Source organism: Polaromonas sp. AET17H-212 (genome assembly GCF_002379085.1).
In the GTDB taxonomy this organism is placed as follows: Bacteria; Pseudomonadota; Gammaproteobacteria; order Burkholderiales; family Burkholderiaceae_C; genus Polaromonas.
In genome coordinates this window covers 258,214-274,617 of record NZ_NBZW01000001.1, presented here as the reverse complement: position 1 = coordinate 274,617, position 16,404 = coordinate 258,214, and the positions used below count along the sequence as shown (strand labels likewise).

12 protein-coding genes and 1 tRNA gene are annotated in these 16,404 nt (G+C 63.5%); 12 read left to right on the top strand and 1 reads right to left on the bottom strand.

Annotated elements, in window-relative coordinates:
* The first annotated feature begins 65 nt into the window (after positions 1–65).
* The 12 genes from B7G53_RS01240 to B7G53_RS22390 all read left to right on the top strand — a co-directional run bounded on the left by B7G53_RS01240 (position 66) and on the right by B7G53_RS22390 (position 12,986).
* Positions 66–141: transfer RNA gene (locus B7G53_RS01240), tRNA-Lys, on the top strand.
* Positions 142–818: 677 nt separating this feature from the next.
* Positions 819–1,520 (top strand): hypothetical protein, encoded by a 702-nt coding sequence (locus tag B7G53_RS01235; RefSeq protein WP_141396268.1) that lies wholly within the window; start codon positions 819–821, stop codon positions 1,518–1,520.
* Between the two features lie 93 nt (positions 1,521–1,613).
* Positions 1,614–3,806, top strand: a complete 2,193-nt coding sequence (locus B7G53_RS01230) for a caspase family protein (RefSeq protein WP_176491246.1) — start codon at positions 1,614–1,616, stop codon at positions 3,804–3,806.
* Between the two features lie 57 nt (positions 3,807–3,863).
* Positions 3,864–4,469 carry an RNA polymerase sigma factor gene (locus B7G53_RS01225; RefSeq protein ID WP_096662442.1) on the top strand — a complete coding sequence of 202 codons (606 nt, stop codon included), beginning with the start codon at positions 3,864–3,866 and terminating at the stop codon, positions 4,467–4,469.
* A complete protein-coding gene (locus B7G53_RS01220) occupies positions 4,470–5,108 on the top strand; it encodes a hypothetical protein (RefSeq protein WP_096662441.1) in 639 nt (212 codons plus the stop codon). It begins immediately after the preceding gene.
* Positions 5,098–6,330, top strand: a complete 1,233-nt coding sequence (locus tag B7G53_RS01215) for a tetratricopeptide repeat protein (protein WP_096662440.1) — start codon at positions 5,098–5,100, stop codon at positions 6,328–6,330. Before B7G53_RS01220 ends, B7G53_RS01215 begins: the two co-directional genes overlap by 11 nt.
* 162 nt (positions 6,331–6,492) lie before the next feature.
* Positions 6,493–9,342 carry a VIT domain-containing protein gene (locus B7G53_RS01210; RefSeq protein ID WP_176491245.1) on the top strand — a complete coding sequence of 950 codons (2,850 nt, stop codon included), beginning with the start codon at positions 6,493–6,495 and terminating at the stop codon, positions 9,340–9,342.
* Entirely contained in the window at positions 9,339–9,947 is a 609-nt protein-coding gene (locus tag B7G53_RS01205; protein WP_141396267.1) for a hypothetical protein, read from the top strand. The genes B7G53_RS01210 and B7G53_RS01205 overlap by 4 nt, the downstream gene beginning before the upstream one ends.
* Positions 9,948–9,987: 40 nt before the next feature.
* The gene (locus tag B7G53_RS01200) at positions 9,988–11,082 is read left to right on the top strand and encodes a hypothetical protein (protein ID WP_096662437.1); all 1,095 of its coding nucleotides are present in this window, start codon (positions 9,988–9,990) and stop codon (positions 11,080–11,082) included.
* A 22-nt stretch (positions 11,083–11,104) separates the two neighbouring features.
* Positions 11,105–12,190, top strand: a complete 1,086-nt coding sequence (locus tag B7G53_RS01195) for an SEL1-like repeat protein (protein WP_096662436.1) — start codon at positions 11,105–11,107, stop codon at positions 12,188–12,190.
* An 84-nt stretch (positions 12,191–12,274) separates the two neighbouring features.
* Entirely contained in the window at positions 12,275–12,568 is a 294-nt protein-coding gene (locus tag B7G53_RS01190) for a hypothetical protein (protein ID WP_141396266.1), read from the top strand.
* A 112-nt stretch (positions 12,569–12,680) separates the two neighbouring features.
* Positions 12,681–12,986: a hypothetical protein gene (locus tag B7G53_RS22390; RefSeq protein ID WP_141396265.1), complete on the top strand. Its 306-nt coding sequence runs from the start codon at positions 12,681–12,683 to the stop codon at positions 12,984–12,986.
* Positions 12,987–13,308: 322 nt separating this feature from the next.
* Here the strand turns inward: B7G53_RS22390 and B7G53_RS01185 are convergent, their stop codons facing one another.
* Positions 13,309–16,389 (bottom strand): CHAT domain-containing protein, encoded by a 3,081-nt coding sequence (locus B7G53_RS01185; RefSeq protein ID WP_096662434.1) that lies wholly within the window; start codon positions 16,387–16,389, stop codon positions 13,309–13,311.
* Between the last annotated feature and the right edge of the window lie 15 nt (positions 16,390–16,404).

The window sequence follows — 16,404 nt, the reverse complement described above, 5'->3', positions numbered from 1 at the left end:
AAAAATGACGCTATAATTTGAGGCTGTTCTGCATCACGTGCAGTACAGACCAGGGAGAAATCCTTGGGGCCTTAGCTCAGTTGGTAGAGCAGCGGACTTTTAATCCGTTTGTCGTGGGTTCGACCCCCGCAGGCCCCACCAGTATTCAAAGGGTCTGACCATCATGGTCAGACCCTTTTTTCTTTCCGGCTCCGCGCTGTCTGGCGCGCAGTTCAACGCCCGTGTCTGGCGTGACCTTCCTGTGACCACAGCTGCCCCTTCAAATGCATCCCCGGCAGGCGGTAGCCTGCCAGCCTTGCATGCGTGTAAGGCAATCGAGGTTGCAAAAGCGACGCGACTCGCTGACTGACGGGCCACCGCTGGTTGCCGCAGTGGTGCGGCCCCACAGCGATAGTCTCTTTAGGTCAAGGCGACCATCCCATAAACGAGTGATAGGAGAGCGACTCTTAATTCAATACCATGCGTTGCAGGTACGACGGTGCGCGGTTCGCCTTGCAGATTCCGGGACTGGACGGCTGGAGCTGCGTTGTGACGTGGCTGCTCAAGATATCGGGCAAATCCTTCACGCCAAAGCAAACTGAAGAGGACGTAGAACATGGACAGATCGAATTGGATTGCCCCCGATCACTCGAATGAATAAGCGCGCCATCCAGTCGTTCCTGCCATTTTGCCCCGGCTTCGCACCACGCCGACGGACTACAAACGCCATTTCCTGCTACGCCACGGTCGTCGTGTCCTGACATATGACAGGCCCTGCGTCCTATGGACGTCGACAGGTCAGAACAGGCGACACCCATTTTCCAACCCAAGGAGTTTTCATGACATTTCCATTAAATCGTCTGCACGTGTTTGTGATCGCCGGGCTTATGGGCGCTTCCGCCGTCAGCCTTGCGCACGCGCAGGAAAAGAAAGCTGCCAATCGTGGCAAGGCCGTGTCTTCCGAAAAGTCGGAAAGTGCCGCCGCCGTCGAATCCATCAGGGTTGCAGATTTGCTTGCGCGTTACGGTTATGCGAACAAGGACCCGCTGGCCTTGATTACAGCGGCCAAGATCAAGAAGCAGGCAGGCGCGTCAGAGTCGAAGGCCGTGCGTGTGGGTGGCAAGTCTGGTGAGGCAAAAAGCAAACCTGATGAGCTGGCGGCAGATGCTGTCCTGGCACGCGGTAGGGAGCTTGCTGCAGGTCGTGCAGATCTGGTGGCACTGGCGGACGATATCGGGAAATCGGGTACCCGAGGCGCAGAAAACGGCCCAGGCGCCAAGCGAACGGTGGTCAATACGCGCGCGGTTGACAGCTATCGCGTCACTTTCCGTGGCGGTGAACCTGCACGCGTGGTGGTCTCGGGTGACGGTGACTCGGACCTCGACCTGTATGTCTATGACGAAAATGGCAACCGGATCTGCCAGGACACGGATGCAACGGACACCATGATCTGCAGCTGGACGCCGCGCTACTCCGGCCCGTTCACTATCCGCGTACGCAACCTCGGCGAGGCGAATGTGTACCGTATCGTTCATAACTGAGAGAAATGATCGGGGGACGCGCGGACCCGTTGGTCTGCGCGCTTCGCGCGTGGGATGGATTCGTCCGCTTTGACTGTGGGTGAGGGGTGTTGCATGAAGTACCGTCGCGTGAAACCATGGTTGGTTGCCGGAGGCTGCCTGTTGATGAGCGCTTGCTCGCTCGCAGCCAATCTGAACTACCGTGCCCTGCTGGTTGGCGTTTCGGGATACCCTGGGCTGGACGCCAAACTGCAGTTGGAGGGGCCGCGCAATGACGTGACCCGCATGCGCGGTGTGCTGTTGCAGCGCGGCGTGCCCGCCCAGAACATCGCGGTACTGGCAGATGGCGTGCCAGGCGCAGAGTTGCCCACCCGGGCCAACATCCTCGGCCAGTTGGACCGGCTCGCGAGCACGGCAAAACCCAACGATTACATCGTCCTGCACATGGCTGGGCACGGAAGCCAGCAGCCGGTCAGTCCTGGCAGTCCGTTCGCCAGGGATGAGCCAGATGGCCTTTTTGAGATCTTCCTGCCACGCGACGTCGGCGCCTGGCAGAACCTGCCCGGGGGCAAGGGTGGTGCCGTCCAGAATGCCATATTCGACCATGAAATCCGTGCTGCGGTGGACCGCATGACGGCTACCGGTGCCTTTGTGTGGGGCATCTTCGACTCCTGCCATTCGGCTACGTTGGTGCGCTCTGCGGGAGGTAGCGAGGAAGTACGAATGCGCCAGGTGTCGCCCCAGGACCTGGGCGTGCCGGCCACCGCCATGGACCGCGCCACACCTCGCGCACCGGCGGGAACCGTCGCCACCGCCGCCACCGCCGTTGCGCCCAGCAGTGGCGCCGGCAGCGTCGCGGCCAACCGTGGCGGATCAGCATTTTTTTATGCGGCACAAACCTCCGAGCCCACCCCCGAAATGCGGCTGCCTGCAGGCCATCCGAAGCGGACCTCGCATGGACTCTTCAGTTTCGTGATGATGCAAGCGCTCGAAGGGGGCGCCGGCATGAGCTACCGGCAGTTGTCGCAGTATGTCCTGACGCGTTACGGCGGCATGAACGAAACACGCGTCACACCGCTGTTCTCAGGCACGGCCCTCGACAGTGCCGTGATGGGACAGGATGCAGCGACGGTACGCCAGTGGAAACTGACGGATGCGAAAGAGCTGACGGTCGGGGCAGGCGCATTGGCGGATCTGGAGGAGGGCGCCGTGCTCGCCATCCTGCCAACGCCAATCTCCGGATTATCCGAAGCGATCGGCTACGTGCAGGTGTCCAGAGCCGAGCTCGCCACCGCACGCATCGAACCAGTCGACTACGCCGGCATACCGAAAAAAACCGACACCGAGCTGAAGGTCGGCACCGTGGGGCGGCTGGTGCAGCAGGCCATGAAATTTTCCCTGTCTGTGGGTGTGGACCTGCAGCAATGCACCAGGCCTTGCGCCTTTGACGCGCCCCTGACGCGGCTGAGGAATGCCAAGCCGGGTGAGGGCGTTGCAGGTGCGCAGGTGCAATGGGTGGCGCCGGGCCAGGCTGCCGATGTGCGACTCACGGCGATCGGCGATCGGCTCTGGCTGATGCCACCCACGCTCGGCGGCCAGCAGGCCTGCACATTGCGGCCCATGGCGCTGAAGGCGGCTTGCGACGATCAGATGGAACGCAGCCTGGTGAGCATCACGCTTGGCTCCTTAGCCTCGCCGGGCAACGCCGCCCAAACCATAGGCCGCGCGCTCCATGCTGCCTCACGTGCCGCCAACCTGATGCGCATCGCATCGGCACTGGCTAGCTCGCCCACCAATGGTCAGGTCAAGACTTCGGTTGCGATCACCAGCAAGGGGGGCCGTCGGACGGCTTATGTCGCCGGTCAGGTTCCGCGTCTGGAAGACGGTGACAAACTCCTTGTCACACTGGAGAACACGGGCCGTGTTTCCGTGGACGTGACGGCCTTGTACCTGGACAGCCGCTACGGGATAACTGCCATGTTTCCGCGGGGCCTGGGAGCAAGTAACCGGCTGGAATCAGCGGCATCCGACAGTTTTGAACTTGAAATCCATGATGACACACTGGGTCTGGAACGCTTGGCCGTGATTGCTGTCGAGGCTGAAAAGCAAAGCGAGCGGGCTGATTTTTCCTACCTCGCTCAGCCTTCCTTGCCGAGCGAAACCGTGACGCGTGGCGGAAACGAGGCTGACGGCAACGCCCTGTTCCGCGATGCGGGTTTTGCTGAGTACGCCACCCGGGGCGGACGTCCCGCCGCCGTGTCTGCCCGCACCGGCATGCAGGTTTTCTCCTGGCAAGTGGTCCGCTAGCGTGATGTTTCGTCAATCTGGGCATCGCCTGTTTATTTCCGCACGGGGACATTGGTCATGACCGCCGACACCAGCGGGCAGGACAGGCTCTGGCTTGACCTGGTGGCCGATGGCGGGCCGCAGGCCGACAAGGCCGTGGAGTCGTTGTTTCGGCAATACCGGCGGCCGCTGATGGGTTTTCTGATCCGCCGGGGCGTTGGGGCTGACGTCGCAGAAGAGCTGGTGCAGGAGGTTTTCATCCGCATGGTACGCGGCGCGAGTGGATTCCGGCATCAGGCGCGTGTGTCGTCCTGGCTGTTCCAGATTGCAGCCAATCTGCACATAGACCAGACGCGAAGGATCAGCCTGGAGGACACCATGGATGACGCTCAATGGCAGGTTATTGAGGGCACGGTTGCCACGCAATGCGGAACGGGGGAGCAGGATGCGGCTGGCGCTGAAGCCCTCCAGGAATGCTTTGATCGAGGATTCTCCGAGTTTGCCCAGGCGCATCCCCAGCGGGCCCAGGCGCTGCAGCATGCGGTCCTGCACAAATGGTCGGTACGCGACATTGCCACCTTCTTGAACCGTACCGAGGGCGCCACGCGCGAGTTCCTGTCGCAGTGCCGCAAGAAGCTGCGCGAGCACCTGGCGCCATGCCGAGACTTCCTGCGCGAGATGTAAATGGCTTTACCCGGGGAAAACGATGATATCGACCAGTGGGTCGAGCAGCTTGCAGGTCGCTGGGGCATCAACCCCTCGGCCCAGGGAGCGCCCGAGGGGCCCGCTGAGGTGCGGGTGCTGCGCGAGGTGCTGGCGCACCGCTCTGCGCATGAACGCGAAGTGCTGGACCGCACGCACGGCCTGCAGGCCAGCGAAGATCATGCACTGCAACGCCTGCGTTTCCGGTTGAAGCGGGAGGGGTTGCTCGGCCGGCCTGTATGGCGCCGCCTGCGCTGGTTGCCGGCCGTGGCCGCGGCCCTGCTGCTGGCCGTCGCGGGTGTCAGGCTCCACTTGCCGGAGCCGGAGTTGCCGCATGTGGCCTATGCCTTCGCTTACGAAGAGCCGCCGCGTTATCGGGGTGCGGTGTCGCAGGTGCCGGTTCGCGTCGACAAGCCAGTGGCCTCTGCACTTCAACTTGCTGCCGCTCTGGAGAAACTGGGCGCGCAGCCAAGGCTGTACGTCTGGCAGGGCGAGGCCATTGTCGATTTTGAGGCTACACCCGCAACGTGGGACGCGCTGCAGAAGAACCTGCCCACCCTTATTCTGCCGGCAGACGCAAGGCACGTCGGCCTGAATCGACTGGTTTTCAGTGCGCGCTAAAGCGTTGTTGGGCCTTTGGTTTGCCGCGGGCGTGGTGGCGGCCGAGCCCAATGGAGCTGTCTGGCAGGGCACCATGGAGGTACGGGAGCAGCAGGGGAGGGCCTGCGCGATGCAGCGCATGCCCCCTTATCAGCTGCCTGTGCACATGGTGCGCTGGACCGGATCGGCGCGGGGTGAAACACTGTTTGCCTGGGGCGCCATGCAGCCTGCCATGTTGCAGTCCGCGGCTCAGGGCGGGGACGCGTATACCGTGCGTTTTTTCGACGCCACACAGCCAGTTGGTGAAGCGCAACTGGGATTTTCAGGTGGCACGCTGCGTGTCAATTGGCGCGAAAGCGCCACAGCGCAGTCGCCCGGCTGCAACTGGACCCAGGCCACGCTCTCGCTGCAACCCGTGGCCTCTCCCGAGGCAGCGCTGTCATTGATGGTTCACGCGCGTTATCTTCATCGGACCCAAACCCTGCTTCAGCAGTTGCGGACAGTCGACAAGGCATCAAGCCTCCCATTGCTTGAGCAGTTTTCGGCCCTGGCCAGCGAGATTCCCGAGCCTGCCCTGGCCGACAAGGGCGTCGCACAAGCCTTTCTGGAAGCAGGTGAGCACGCCATGGCGATGCGACGGCCCGCGCAGGCGATGCGGATGCTGCACCTATCCAGCGGCATCTACCGCCGCCTCGCGCCCGGCCATCCCGACGACGCAGCGCTGGCCTTGTCGCGCGAGGCTCATCTCCTTCGCCGCCAGGGTGGTTTGCCGGCAGCTCTGGACCTGATGGACGAGGCTCTCGCCGTACTGGCCGCTGCCCATCGCGGGAACGGAGCAACAGCATCGAATCTGCTCAACCTGCTGGGTGCCTGGCGGCTCAAGGATGGGCAGACACAGGGCGCGCTCGAGGTTTTTCAGCGCGCGGTGCGTATTGATCTTGCGCGGCAGGCTCCCAATGATGAGCAGGCCATGTCCCTCAACAATCTGGCCCAGGCTCTTCAGCGCGCGAACCAGTTCGATGCTGCTGCCCGGATGTTTGAACAAGCGCTGGCGCTGGCAGAGCTGGATCCGGCCGAGAGTGACTCGCTTGTGCAGGCTATCCGTGACAACCTGGCAGCCTTGCGTAACCAGTCCGACAGCATGCCGCGCACCCGGGGCAAGCCTGACATCTCGCCTCGGACGACGTCAGACAGCAGGATGACTGCCATCGCGCGGCACCCTTCCATTTTTACGACAGGCTGAACCATGTACGCATATGCTCCCATCCTTAGTTGTCCAGGATCCGGCTGGCGGATTTTCCTGAGGCTTGTCGCCGCCGGATTGCTTTCTTGCGGCGCCGCGAGTGCTCAGTCCCAGGGAGTTCATGCCCCGCCACTGCATCCACGATCCCGGCCCGTTGTCGCCGTGCCGCTGCTGGTGGTACCCGAGGCTCGCCTGGCCATCCAGCTCGCCCGCGTGCAGGTGGATGCAGAAGTGGTGGGATTGGCGGCGCGCACGCGCATCGAGATGGAGTTTCGCAATCCCAATGACAGGGCGCTCGAAGGCGAACTGCAGTTTCCCCTGCGTCCGGGGCAAGCCGTCACTGGCTTTGCACTGGACATTGACGGCGCGCTGCGTCCCGCCGTCCCAGTTGAAAAAGCCAAGGGCCGCCAGGTCTTTGAAGAGGTCACCCGCACGCGGGTCGACCCGGCCCTGCTGGAGGCCGCTGGCGGAAACAACTACAAACTGCGCGTGTATCCTTTGCCAGCCGGGGGAACACGCCGCGTCGTGCTGGAAATCTCCGAGACGCTGATGCGCAGCGACCGGGCTGGCCGAAGGGTGCTGGACTATCAGCTGCCGCTGCAATTTGGCCAGAGTGTCCAGCGGCTGGACGCTGCCGTGCGCTTTCCCGGTGCCGACCCCGCGGCTGTCAAGGCAATCCTTGGCAGTGAGCGCGTTGCCGTGCAACGTGGCGCCGACGGCGTTGCTGTGGTTACGCTGACACGCATCGGGTATACGAGTGGCCGGATTTTGCAGGTCACCGTTCCAGCGGCGGCCAGCCAGAGCTTCGTCAGCACCCAGACCTACCGGGACGCGACCTATTTTTATGCGGAGCTGCCGGTTGCGCTGAAGTCGCAACCACGCCCGGCACCAGCCAATCTGGCCATCGTCTGGGACGCATCGGGTTCCGGTGCGGCGCGCGACCATGCGCGCGAACTGGCCGTGCTCGACGGTTACTTCAGCGCCGTGGAGAGCGTGGCGGTTCAATTGCTGCTGGTACGCGATGTGGCTGAGCCCGTACAGCGGTTTCAGGTGACACGCGGCGACTGGCGTAGCTTGCGCGAGCAACTCGAAAAAGTCGTTTATGACGGCGCGACCAACATGGGCGCCATGGCTGTGCCCGATGGGGCGACGCAGGCCCTGCTGTTTACCGATGGGCTGGGAAATTTCGGTGGCCTGGCCATGCCGGCCAGCGGCGTGCCCCTGCATGCGCTGTCCTCGTCGATCAGTGCTGACGCCGTGCTGCTGCGGCACGCGGCAGAGGCTTCCGGCGGCACCTTGGTGGACTTGCTGCGCGTGAGCGCGCCGGATGCGGTGCGTGAGCTGCGTACAACGCGTACCCGTCTTGCCGGCCTGCGTGCAAATGGCGCGACGGATCTCGTCAGTGCCGGGGCTTACCCGGAAAACGGGCGCCTGGTCATTGCCGGCCGCCTGACGGGACCGGCAGCCCACGTCGAGCTTGAGGTGGAGGCCCCGGACGGCACACGAGCAAACCACCGCTTCATCGTGGCCGGGGCCTCTGTCCCGGAGGCTGCAAAAATACCGTTGGCGGCATATCGCTGGGCCACCCTGAAGCTGGCCGCGCTTGAAGCCGACCGCGAGCGCAACCGCAGCGCCATTCGCCGCCTCGGGACACGGTTTGGTCTGCTGACTGCCGAAACCTCCTTGATCGTGCTCGACGCCGTTGCCGACTATGCGCGTTACGAGATCGAGCCCCCGGAGTCGCTGCGTCCCGCCTACGAACGGCTGATTGCCCAGAAGCGGGACCGCAACCTGAATGAACGCGCCACGCATCTGGACCGCATTGCTGCACGTTTTGTGTCCAAGCAGGCCTGGTGGGACAGAGCGTTCCCCAAGGACGAGCCGCCTCAGCCCAAGCCCAGGCCGGGCACGCCGGCATGGGGTCCTGGTGCGGGCATGGCCACGCCTTCGGCGCCCGCACCCATGGCCATGGCACCGCGGCCTGTGCCCGCACCTGCCGCGATGCCGGCGCCGTCCGTCAGCGCACGCATGGCAGCGCCGCCTACACCGACAGCGGTTGCGGCAGCAGGGCCTGTCTCGGCCAGCATTCAACTCAAGAAATGGCTGCCCGACGCGCCTTACGCCAGGCGCCTGCGTGAAGCCCGAGTCGAGGACATGTACGCGGTGTACCTGGATGAACGGCCCTCCTACCTATCGAGTACGGCATTTTTCCTCGATGCTGCGGACATTCTCCTGGAGCGTGGCCAGACCGCACTGGGTCTGCGGGTGTTATCCAATCTGGCGGAGATGAACCTGGAGAACCGCCAGATCCTGCGTATCCTGGCCTACCGCCTGAAGCAGGCCGGACAGGTGAAGCTGGCACTGCCGGTGCTGCAGAAAGTGCTGGTCCTGAGCCCGGACGAGCCGCAGTCCTTGCGCGACTTGGGGCTGGCGCTGGCTGAAGACGGCCAGTCCCAGGCTGCCGTCAACCAGCTTTGGGAAGTGGTGGCCAGGCCGTGGAACAACCGTTTTCCCGACATCGAGCTCATTGCCCTGGGCGAACTCAACGCGATCAACGCGGGTGTTGCCGCCGCCGGTCAGCCCGGGCTGGACACCAGCGCCATGGACACGCGTCTTCTGCGCAACTTGCCGCTTGATGTGCGCGCGGTGCTGTCCTGGGATGCGGACAATACCGACATCGACCTGTGGGTGATCGACCCCAACGGTGAGCGCGCCTACTACGGCCGCCAGCTGACCTACCAAGGCGGCCGCATGTCGAACGATTTCACAGGTGGCTACGGACCCGAGGAATTCGTATTGCGCGATGCCAAGCCCGGCATCTACACGGTCAAAGCGGAGTTCTACGGTCACAACCAGCAGATCGTGGCGCCCGCCACCACGCTGATGCTGCGTCTGTCCACCGGTTTCGGCACACCGGCCCAGAAAGACGAAAACATCATCCTGCGGCTGGCCGGTAAAAAAGAGGAAGTGACCGTGGGAACCTTTGTCGTTGGCGTGAAGGCCAGGCCATGACCGGCCTCTCGCAACCCACCTGGCGTGTGCTGGTGCTGCTTGGGGTAGCTCTGGTGCTCTCGGCTTGTGCACCGCCACCAATGTTCGGTGAAGCGCCTGCCGTGCGCTACGGCATCACCGTGCCAGCCTCAGCCGCCGGTCTTTGGGCCAAGGAAGGCAAGGACGAGGGCAGCCGTGTGCGGATTGTCCAGACTGGGAGCAATACCCTGCGGCTCGAGATATTCAACACCAGGGCTGGAGAGGCCGCCGAGCCGCCGTTGCCGCCGCTCAGTGGTCGCACGGCGCGCCTTGCCGGAAACGACTGGCTGGTTCTGGACGTGGCCGCCTGGGATTACGGCAAGAGCGAGCGCGGCGAGATGAACGGATTCCTGCTGTTGCAATACCGCTTCGACAATGCCACCCGCGTGTGCTTGCAAGTGCCGGCTTCCGCGGCTTTTGCCGCAGCGGTGTCGGCCGGTGAGCTCACCGGCAAGCTCAAGCCCGAGAGAAACCTTCAGGCCGTGCTGGTGACGTCGCCGGCGGCTGAATGGGTGGCCTGGTGGGGCCTGCATCAGGGCGTCGTTGAATTCTCGCAGGACAGCCTTTGCCTGCGGCGCGTGGGGTAGTCCTCTGCCATTTCGAAAACCATGAATTGAGAGGATCTCCATGCTATTTAAATCGATCGGTCTGTCTTTCGCGCTGCTCGTCTGCAGCGTTGCTGAGGCGGCCTGTCCTGCGCTGCTGGAGGCAAGCGGCGTGGAAGGTAAAGAGCCGCTGACGCTTGGCCGCTGCGAGGTTCAGGTGGAGGTCCAGAGCCCCGGCGCACGGGGGCAGGTCCTGCTCAAGCTCAATGAAGCTGCGGCACAGCGCTGGCGTGAAGACCTGAAGGCAGGGACTCCACGGTGGTCTGCCATGCTGGGTGCCCGCGCGAACGTGCGTGGTTTTATCGTCATGGTGCCGCAAGGTGTTCTGCTGGAGTCGCATTCCGCGCGCCTCTTGCCCGGGGCGGCGTGGCTTTGGGACGCGCGCGCGGCCACCTTGCTGCTGGTGATGCCCGGTGGCAATGCGCCTGCACCTGCTGAAGCGCCAGCACTTCCACCTGGGGTCGACTGTGCCCTCTTCAACACGGGCAGACTGCTTTTCTGGTTTGATGATCGCGACGTGCAGGCGGGTGAATTGCTGGCCAGTCAGCCGGCATTGGTGCGCGCTCCGCATGACTTCGTGGTGGTGCCGGCAGCCTGTATCGGCGGCTGGCGGCTCAGCCCCGGCGCACCGGCTGCCATGGATGCCGTGAGCGGCATAGGCATGGTGGCACAGGACGCGAAAGACGGTACAACATTCACGCTGATCGCGCAGGTCGGCGCGCAAACCGTGCAGGGAAAAATGCGCGTGGTCGATCCGGTGAAGCATCCTTTGCGCGGCCTGTGGCGCCAGACGCGGGAAATCGCCTGCGGTACCGGCGCGCAGCGCGTGCCGCCGCAACCCCTGCACGAATTGCGCTTCCGCAGCAATGGCGACTTCTCGGCGACCTGGACGCCGTTTGAACGTTACATCGACTACGAGGGCAGCTTCATTTACGACCCGGCCAGCGGCGCCCTGAACCTCGCGGTGACGGGCGGCAACAACCTGCCGGTAGATCGAAAAATCGTTGCCAGAACCCGGCTCGACGCCGACGGCAGGCTGATCGTCTCCGTGCTGCCCGGCGGATCGCGCAATCCCACGGACGCGGGTGTGTGTGAAATGATTTTTGTACGACGCTGACATTTTTTAAAGAGGTTCATCCATGATTCGCAAACTCGGCCTATTTGTCCTCCCCCTGCTCGTGACCGCCTGCCAGATGGCGCCACAGGCACATCCACCGGAAGTGGTTGCGACCAAGCCGGGGGCTGAAGAAGCCAGGGCCCAGTTCAATCTGGGCGTGAAATATGCCAATGGAAATGGCGTTCCCCAGGATGATCAAAAGGCGGTGGAGTTGTATCTCAAGTCCGCTGAAAAGAATGACCCTCTGGCCCAATACAACTTGGGATTCATGTTTGAAAAGGGCAGAGGCGTGCCTCAGGATTACGGCCTGGCCGCCATGTGGTATCTGAAAGCCGCCAACCAAGGCGACGCAGAGGCTGCATTCAACCTGGGCGTGTATTACGCCAACGGCCGGGGCGTTGAGGAGAACCCGGAAAAAGCCGCCGAGTGGTATGCCAGATCCGCCGAAAAGGGGCTTGCAACGGCGCAATACAACCTCGGCCAGCTTTACGACAGCGGAACGGGTGTCCCACAGAACGAAAAAAAGGCGGCCGAATGGTATGTCAAGGCCGCTGAACAAGGCCTGGCCCTGGCGCAAAACAATCTGGCGAACCTGTATCACTTTGGGAAAGGAATTCCAAAGGACGACAGGAAGGCGGTGTTTTGGTACACCAAGGCTGCGGAGCAGGGGCTGGGAGCCGCGCAATTGCCACTCGCGGAAAAATACTATTTTGGCAAGGACGGCCTTTCGCAAGACTATCCACAAGCTCTTTTCTGGTATTCCAGGGCGGCAAAAACTTCAGTTCATGCCCAGTACATGACGGGGCTCATGTACGAGGAGGGGTATGGCGTGAAGAAGAACTTGTCCGAGGCGCTTCGTTTTTACGAAACCGCAGCCAGACAGGGTGACTTTGCAGCCCAATACAACCTGGGCAACCTCTATCGCAAAGGTGAAGGCGGCATCGAGCAGGACGACAGAAAGGCGTATCTCTGGTTTTCCATTGCAGCGTCCCACGCCGAATCTGCCAATGCCATCAAATACCGGGACATGGCTGCCGCCAGGCTGTCGCGAAAGGACCTGGATGCCCTGAACCAGATCGTGGCGCGTTACGCCCGGACCAACAAATAGTGCGTGGTTCCCAATTGTTCTTCAGCATCCAGCCGCGGTCATCACGGGTTGCCCGGATGCGCCGGCCCACCGAGGGGAGATGAAATGAAAAAAACGGTTGTCTTGTTGTTTGCATCGCTGCTTTGGTTCGGTGCTCACGCCGACGGCGCCAAAGAGGCGACCAAGCAAGAGCAGATCAGAAAACTGAGAGCACAAGCTGCGGCTGCACATGGTCGTGGCGACGCACTGAGTGCCCAGGCGGAGAAACTGGAATTGGAGTCCGGCATGAACCCCGGTGAAAAGCTGCGCGGCGGCCCCGTCGGCAAACCGGAGAAGCGTCAGATTGCCGGGCAATGCGGGAACGACGGGCGAGCAGGTTGTGCCCTCTCGGGGAAATAGTGCAGACCTCGGGGCCAGCGTTACTCGGGGAAATTTTTGGGGACGAGGGTGTGTCTTTGCCGGCCGTGCACACCCGGGGCAACCAGGCGGGTATTCATCAAGGAACCGTGAAATGAAAAAATTATTTGTTGTGCTTTTCGCTTCAGCCCTCGGATTCGGCATGGCCGTCCATGCTCAAGATACGAAGGGATCGGCCATACAGGCACAGGTCAAGAAATTGAGGACTCAAGCCGATCAGGCGCACAAGCGTGGAGACTCATTGACTGCCCGGGCGGACAAACTCGAGTCGCAGGCGGCTGCCAATCCTGGCGAGAAGATGCGTTCATTCAGCAGCCCTGCAGACGGTGCATCCACCCAATCGAAACCAAGTGTGTACAAGCCTTCTCCAAGAAACGTAGGGACGGGCGTCAGGGGTTGAACCGGGGCACTGGCGTCCCGGTTTGTGCGTTGTCAGCAGGCAGCTGCCTTTAATCTGATGGAAGAATTGCCCGGGTAAGAATCGTGTCGTCGAGCAAGACGCCGTCGCAGGGGGGCTGTGCACTTTCCCACCGCACGGGTGGCGGAGGTGCACGCGCGATCTCGTCGACCGCATTGTTGCCAAGGGTGCATGATTCAGCAATGGAAGATGGAGCGCGGACCCGAACTCAGATACGGCCGCCAGCGACGGTCCAAATCGTCCAGACTCGTCCACGCCCTGTCCAGCACTATCGCCTCGGTCATTGCCTCCGTGCCCATGACAGCTACTGCAGCTGCAGTGGTACGCCGTACTGCACAAACGCGGCCCAGATGCGCGGATCGCGGTTTTTTTCCCCGTACCGGCCCGCGGCAAAGTCGCGCTTGGTAAGGTTGAGGGCCGTGACAAGGTCAACCCCGCCGCGCGCCTTGGAAAGGAAGGCCGGCATGAAGGCCGCCGTGCCCGCATCGTCCACCGGCCACAGTGACATCAGTGTGTTGATGTTGCCCGCCAGCATGAAGGCGTAGGGCAGTCCCACCACACCTTCGCCTGACTGGCTGCGGCCCAGGCCGGTGTCGCAAGCCGAAAGCAGCACCAGGTCGGTCCTGAGCTCGAGTGTGCTGATGTCCGAGTCGAGCAGGTAGGCCTGCTGCAGGCCGTCGCGTGTGGAGAGCACCAGGCTGCTGCGCCGGTCGTCCACATAGCCGTGTGTGGCGAAATGCAGGATGCGAAAGTCCCGGAGTTCCTTGCTCTCCTGCATGGCCAGCACACGGGCACGTGCTGCATCGGTGCCGGTGAGCTGTCGCGCGTCGGGAAAGAGCGGCTTGAGTGCTTCGGCTTCGCTGCGTGTGCCCGGCAGGGCGTTCCAGCGCAGCGATGCCATCCACGAGGGTACCGGGCCCGCCCCTGCAACGGCGGCCGCCGCATAGTCCGGGTCGGCGAACGACAGCAGACTTTTGCCGCCGGCACGCGGCTGCCCGGCGCGGCGCGCCAGCTCTGCATGCACCTCCAGCGATTGCACATAAGAAACGTCAATCACGTCCAGCAGCGGCCGTTCGCCAGCCCACAAGGTTTCAAACGGCAGCCGGGTCAGCAAACCATCCGGGCTCAGCAGCAGGCGCTTCGCCGGACTCCACTGCGCGTGCAGGGGCTCCAGCAGCACGCGGTACAGGTACTGCCCGATTTCCCGGAGGTCTTGCGCACGTGTAGCACCGGCCGGGGCAGAGGCCTGCGCCAGATAACTTCCGTCGGCTGTCCGCCAGACCGGCAAGCTGCGCAGGCGCAAGCCAGCACCGTCGGTAAGTGGCACATCCACCCGGCTGGCGCCGCGGTTGGTGGCAGCACCCGACATCAGGAGCGCGCGGTACAGGCCGAGGGTTTCTTCCTGGGCTGCAGACACGGCGATAAAGCGGCTGGACTGCCGGTGTCCGCCCTTCACGCCAGGCGCCTCGGGCGGGTAGTGCTCGGCATCGAAGCTGGCTACGCTGGCCACATAGCCGCCGGGCACCTGCAACCAGCTCAGATAGGCGGTATCGCGCGGCAGCGACATCAGGTCGCGTCGGACGCCTGTCGGGTTGGCCTTTCTCTGCAGCTCGGTGATGGCGGCAGAGCCGCCCAGCTTGCGTAGCCAGCTCTGCCCGGGTTTGCCGCCGTCGAGCTTGCGGGCCGCCAGGGTTTCCAGCAGGACCAGCCGGGCATCGACGGCGGCGTCGTCCAGCATCCGGTCCACCAGTGCGATGATGGCCTGCGCCCGGGCGTCGGAGCCTCCGATCGCACCGAGCTTTCGCCGGCTGTCCTGCGCGGCCGCAACCACCTCGCGGTAGTGCAACTCGGCCGGGGCGTCGCGCACGCCGGCGAGTTCGCCCGCCAGGCTGCTCAGCCGCAGGCGCCGCAGCAGCGTCTGCGCCCGCATCGCTTCCAGCCGCCCAAGCTCGAGCTGGGTGCCCTGCTGCACCGCTGCCAGGGCGGCGCTGCGGTGCAAGACGTCGAAACGTGAACGGTTCTGCTGGGCGCCGAAAGAGCTGAAGTTGTCGGCGTCGTTGCCTGCAAGAAGATGGGTCTGCAGCGACGTCAGGAGCTCCAGACCCTGACGCTTCAGCGCCGGTTGGCGCAGCACCACCGCCGCCGTGGCCCAGCTCAATTGAACGTCGGTCTCCAGAAAACCACCGAATTGGTCCAGCCGGGTCTGTGCAGCCCTGGCATGTGCCGCCAGCTCTTGCGCCTCTGGCTTCGCGAGAGCTTGCAGCACGCGCAGCGTCTCCAGGCGTGCGGGCGCGCAGTTGCCCTTGCACGCCGCGCTGCCGACGGCAAGCATCCTTGTCAGTGGGGCGGAAGCGCCGACCATTCCCGGATCGGCGATCAGGGTGTCGGTGCCGTATTCAGCCAGGGCTTGCGAATAAGCGCAATCCGCGGCGATCAATGCACCCAGCGTCTCCGACGCTTTGGCCAACGGCTCGCGCAGGGCTTGCGAGCGGGCGATATCGATTCGCCACTGCTCATGCCGCTCCCAGCAAGGCAAGGCCGCTTCGCCAGCCTTTCCTGGCAGCCCCGCCAGATACTGCTGCCAGCTCCGCGCAAGCTCGTCATCTCCCAGGCGCCAGGACAAACGCGCCAGCCGGTAGGCTGCCATGCGTTCCTGATTGGCATTGGGCTTGTCGCTGCCAACGGCTTCGATCAACGTCGTCAGCCAGAGTTCGCGCGCGGCGCTGAACTTGCCCGTCAGCTCGAAATAGCCGGCACGAATCCAGGCAGGCAGCTGGGGCAGGGCGGCCAGCGTGGAGGCCGATGGCGGTGTGCCCTGCGTCTTGAGCCATTCCAGGTACTGGTTGCGCTGGCCGTCGTAGCGATCGAGGTAGGCCACAAAAAGCGCATCGTGGCCCAGTTGCATCCAGCGTATGGCTGTCTCGTGCAAGTACGCACTCAGCGGGCAATCGCCTGTGACGCCGCTCATGCCGCACAGTTCGGACACAGCGCTCAAGGTCGCGGCGCTGGCTTTGCTGGCGGGGGCATCGGCGCTTTCCCGCAGTGCGCGGGTCATGGTCCGGATCTGTGCGGCGAGCAGAGGCGCGCAGGCGGGCTTGTCGGCGGCACACACCTTGCCAAATTTTTGCAGGGCCTCGCTCCAGATACGTTCACGAACGTAGGGCCTGCCGTCGGGGCTGTGCCCGCGTTCGGTCCAACGCAACGATGTGGCTGCCGGCAGGCGGTCCTGGTAATCGCCCAGCACCTCGCGCAACAAGCCTGGCAGCTCACCCGTGACCTGTGCGGCCGGTGCGAGGGGAATGCGTTCCAGCGGCGCTGCGGCGTACGCCGGCGTCAGCAGGGGCGCAAGCAGCAGTGCAGTGAGCCAGGAGAGATGCTTTTTCATGGTTTGGATCGCTCC

What these genes read in the sequence shown, in the direction of transcription:
- B7G53_RS01235 (WP_141396268.1), top strand. Translation starts at nt 819, where the DNA reads ATGACATTTCCATTAAATCGTCTGCACGTGTTTGTGATCGCCGGGCTT.
- B7G53_RS01230 (WP_176491246.1), top strand. Translation starts at nt 1,614, where the DNA reads ATGAAGTACCGTCGCGTGAAACCATGGTTGGTTGCCGGAGGCTGCCTG.
- B7G53_RS01225 (WP_096662442.1), top strand. Translation starts at nt 3,864, where the DNA reads ATGACCGCCGACACCAGCGGGCAGGACAGGCTCTGGCTTGACCTGGTG.
- B7G53_RS01220 (WP_096662441.1), top strand. Translation starts at nt 4,470, where the DNA reads ATGGCTTTACCCGGGGAAAACGATGATATCGACCAGTGGGTCGAGCAG.
- B7G53_RS01205 (WP_141396267.1), top strand. Translation starts at nt 9,339, where the DNA reads ATGACCGGCCTCTCGCAACCCACCTGGCGTGTGCTGGTGCTGCTTGGG.
- B7G53_RS01200 (WP_096662437.1), top strand. Translation starts at nt 9,988, where the DNA reads ATGCTATTTAAATCGATCGGTCTGTCTTTCGCGCTGCTCGTCTGCAGC.
- B7G53_RS01195 (WP_096662436.1), top strand. Translation starts at nt 11,105, where the DNA reads ATGATTCGCAAACTCGGCCTATTTGTCCTCCCCCTGCTCGTGACCGCC.
- B7G53_RS01190 (WP_141396266.1), top strand. Translation starts at nt 12,275, where the DNA reads ATGAAAAAAACGGTTGTCTTGTTGTTTGCATCGCTGCTTTGGTTCGGT.
- B7G53_RS22390 (WP_141396265.1), top strand. Translation starts at nt 12,681, where the DNA reads ATGAAAAAATTATTTGTTGTGCTTTTCGCTTCAGCCCTCGGATTCGGC.
- B7G53_RS01185 (WP_096662434.1), bottom strand. Translation starts at nt 16,389, where the DNA reads ATGAAAAAGCATCTCTCCTGGCTCACTGCACTGCTGCTTGCGCCCCTG.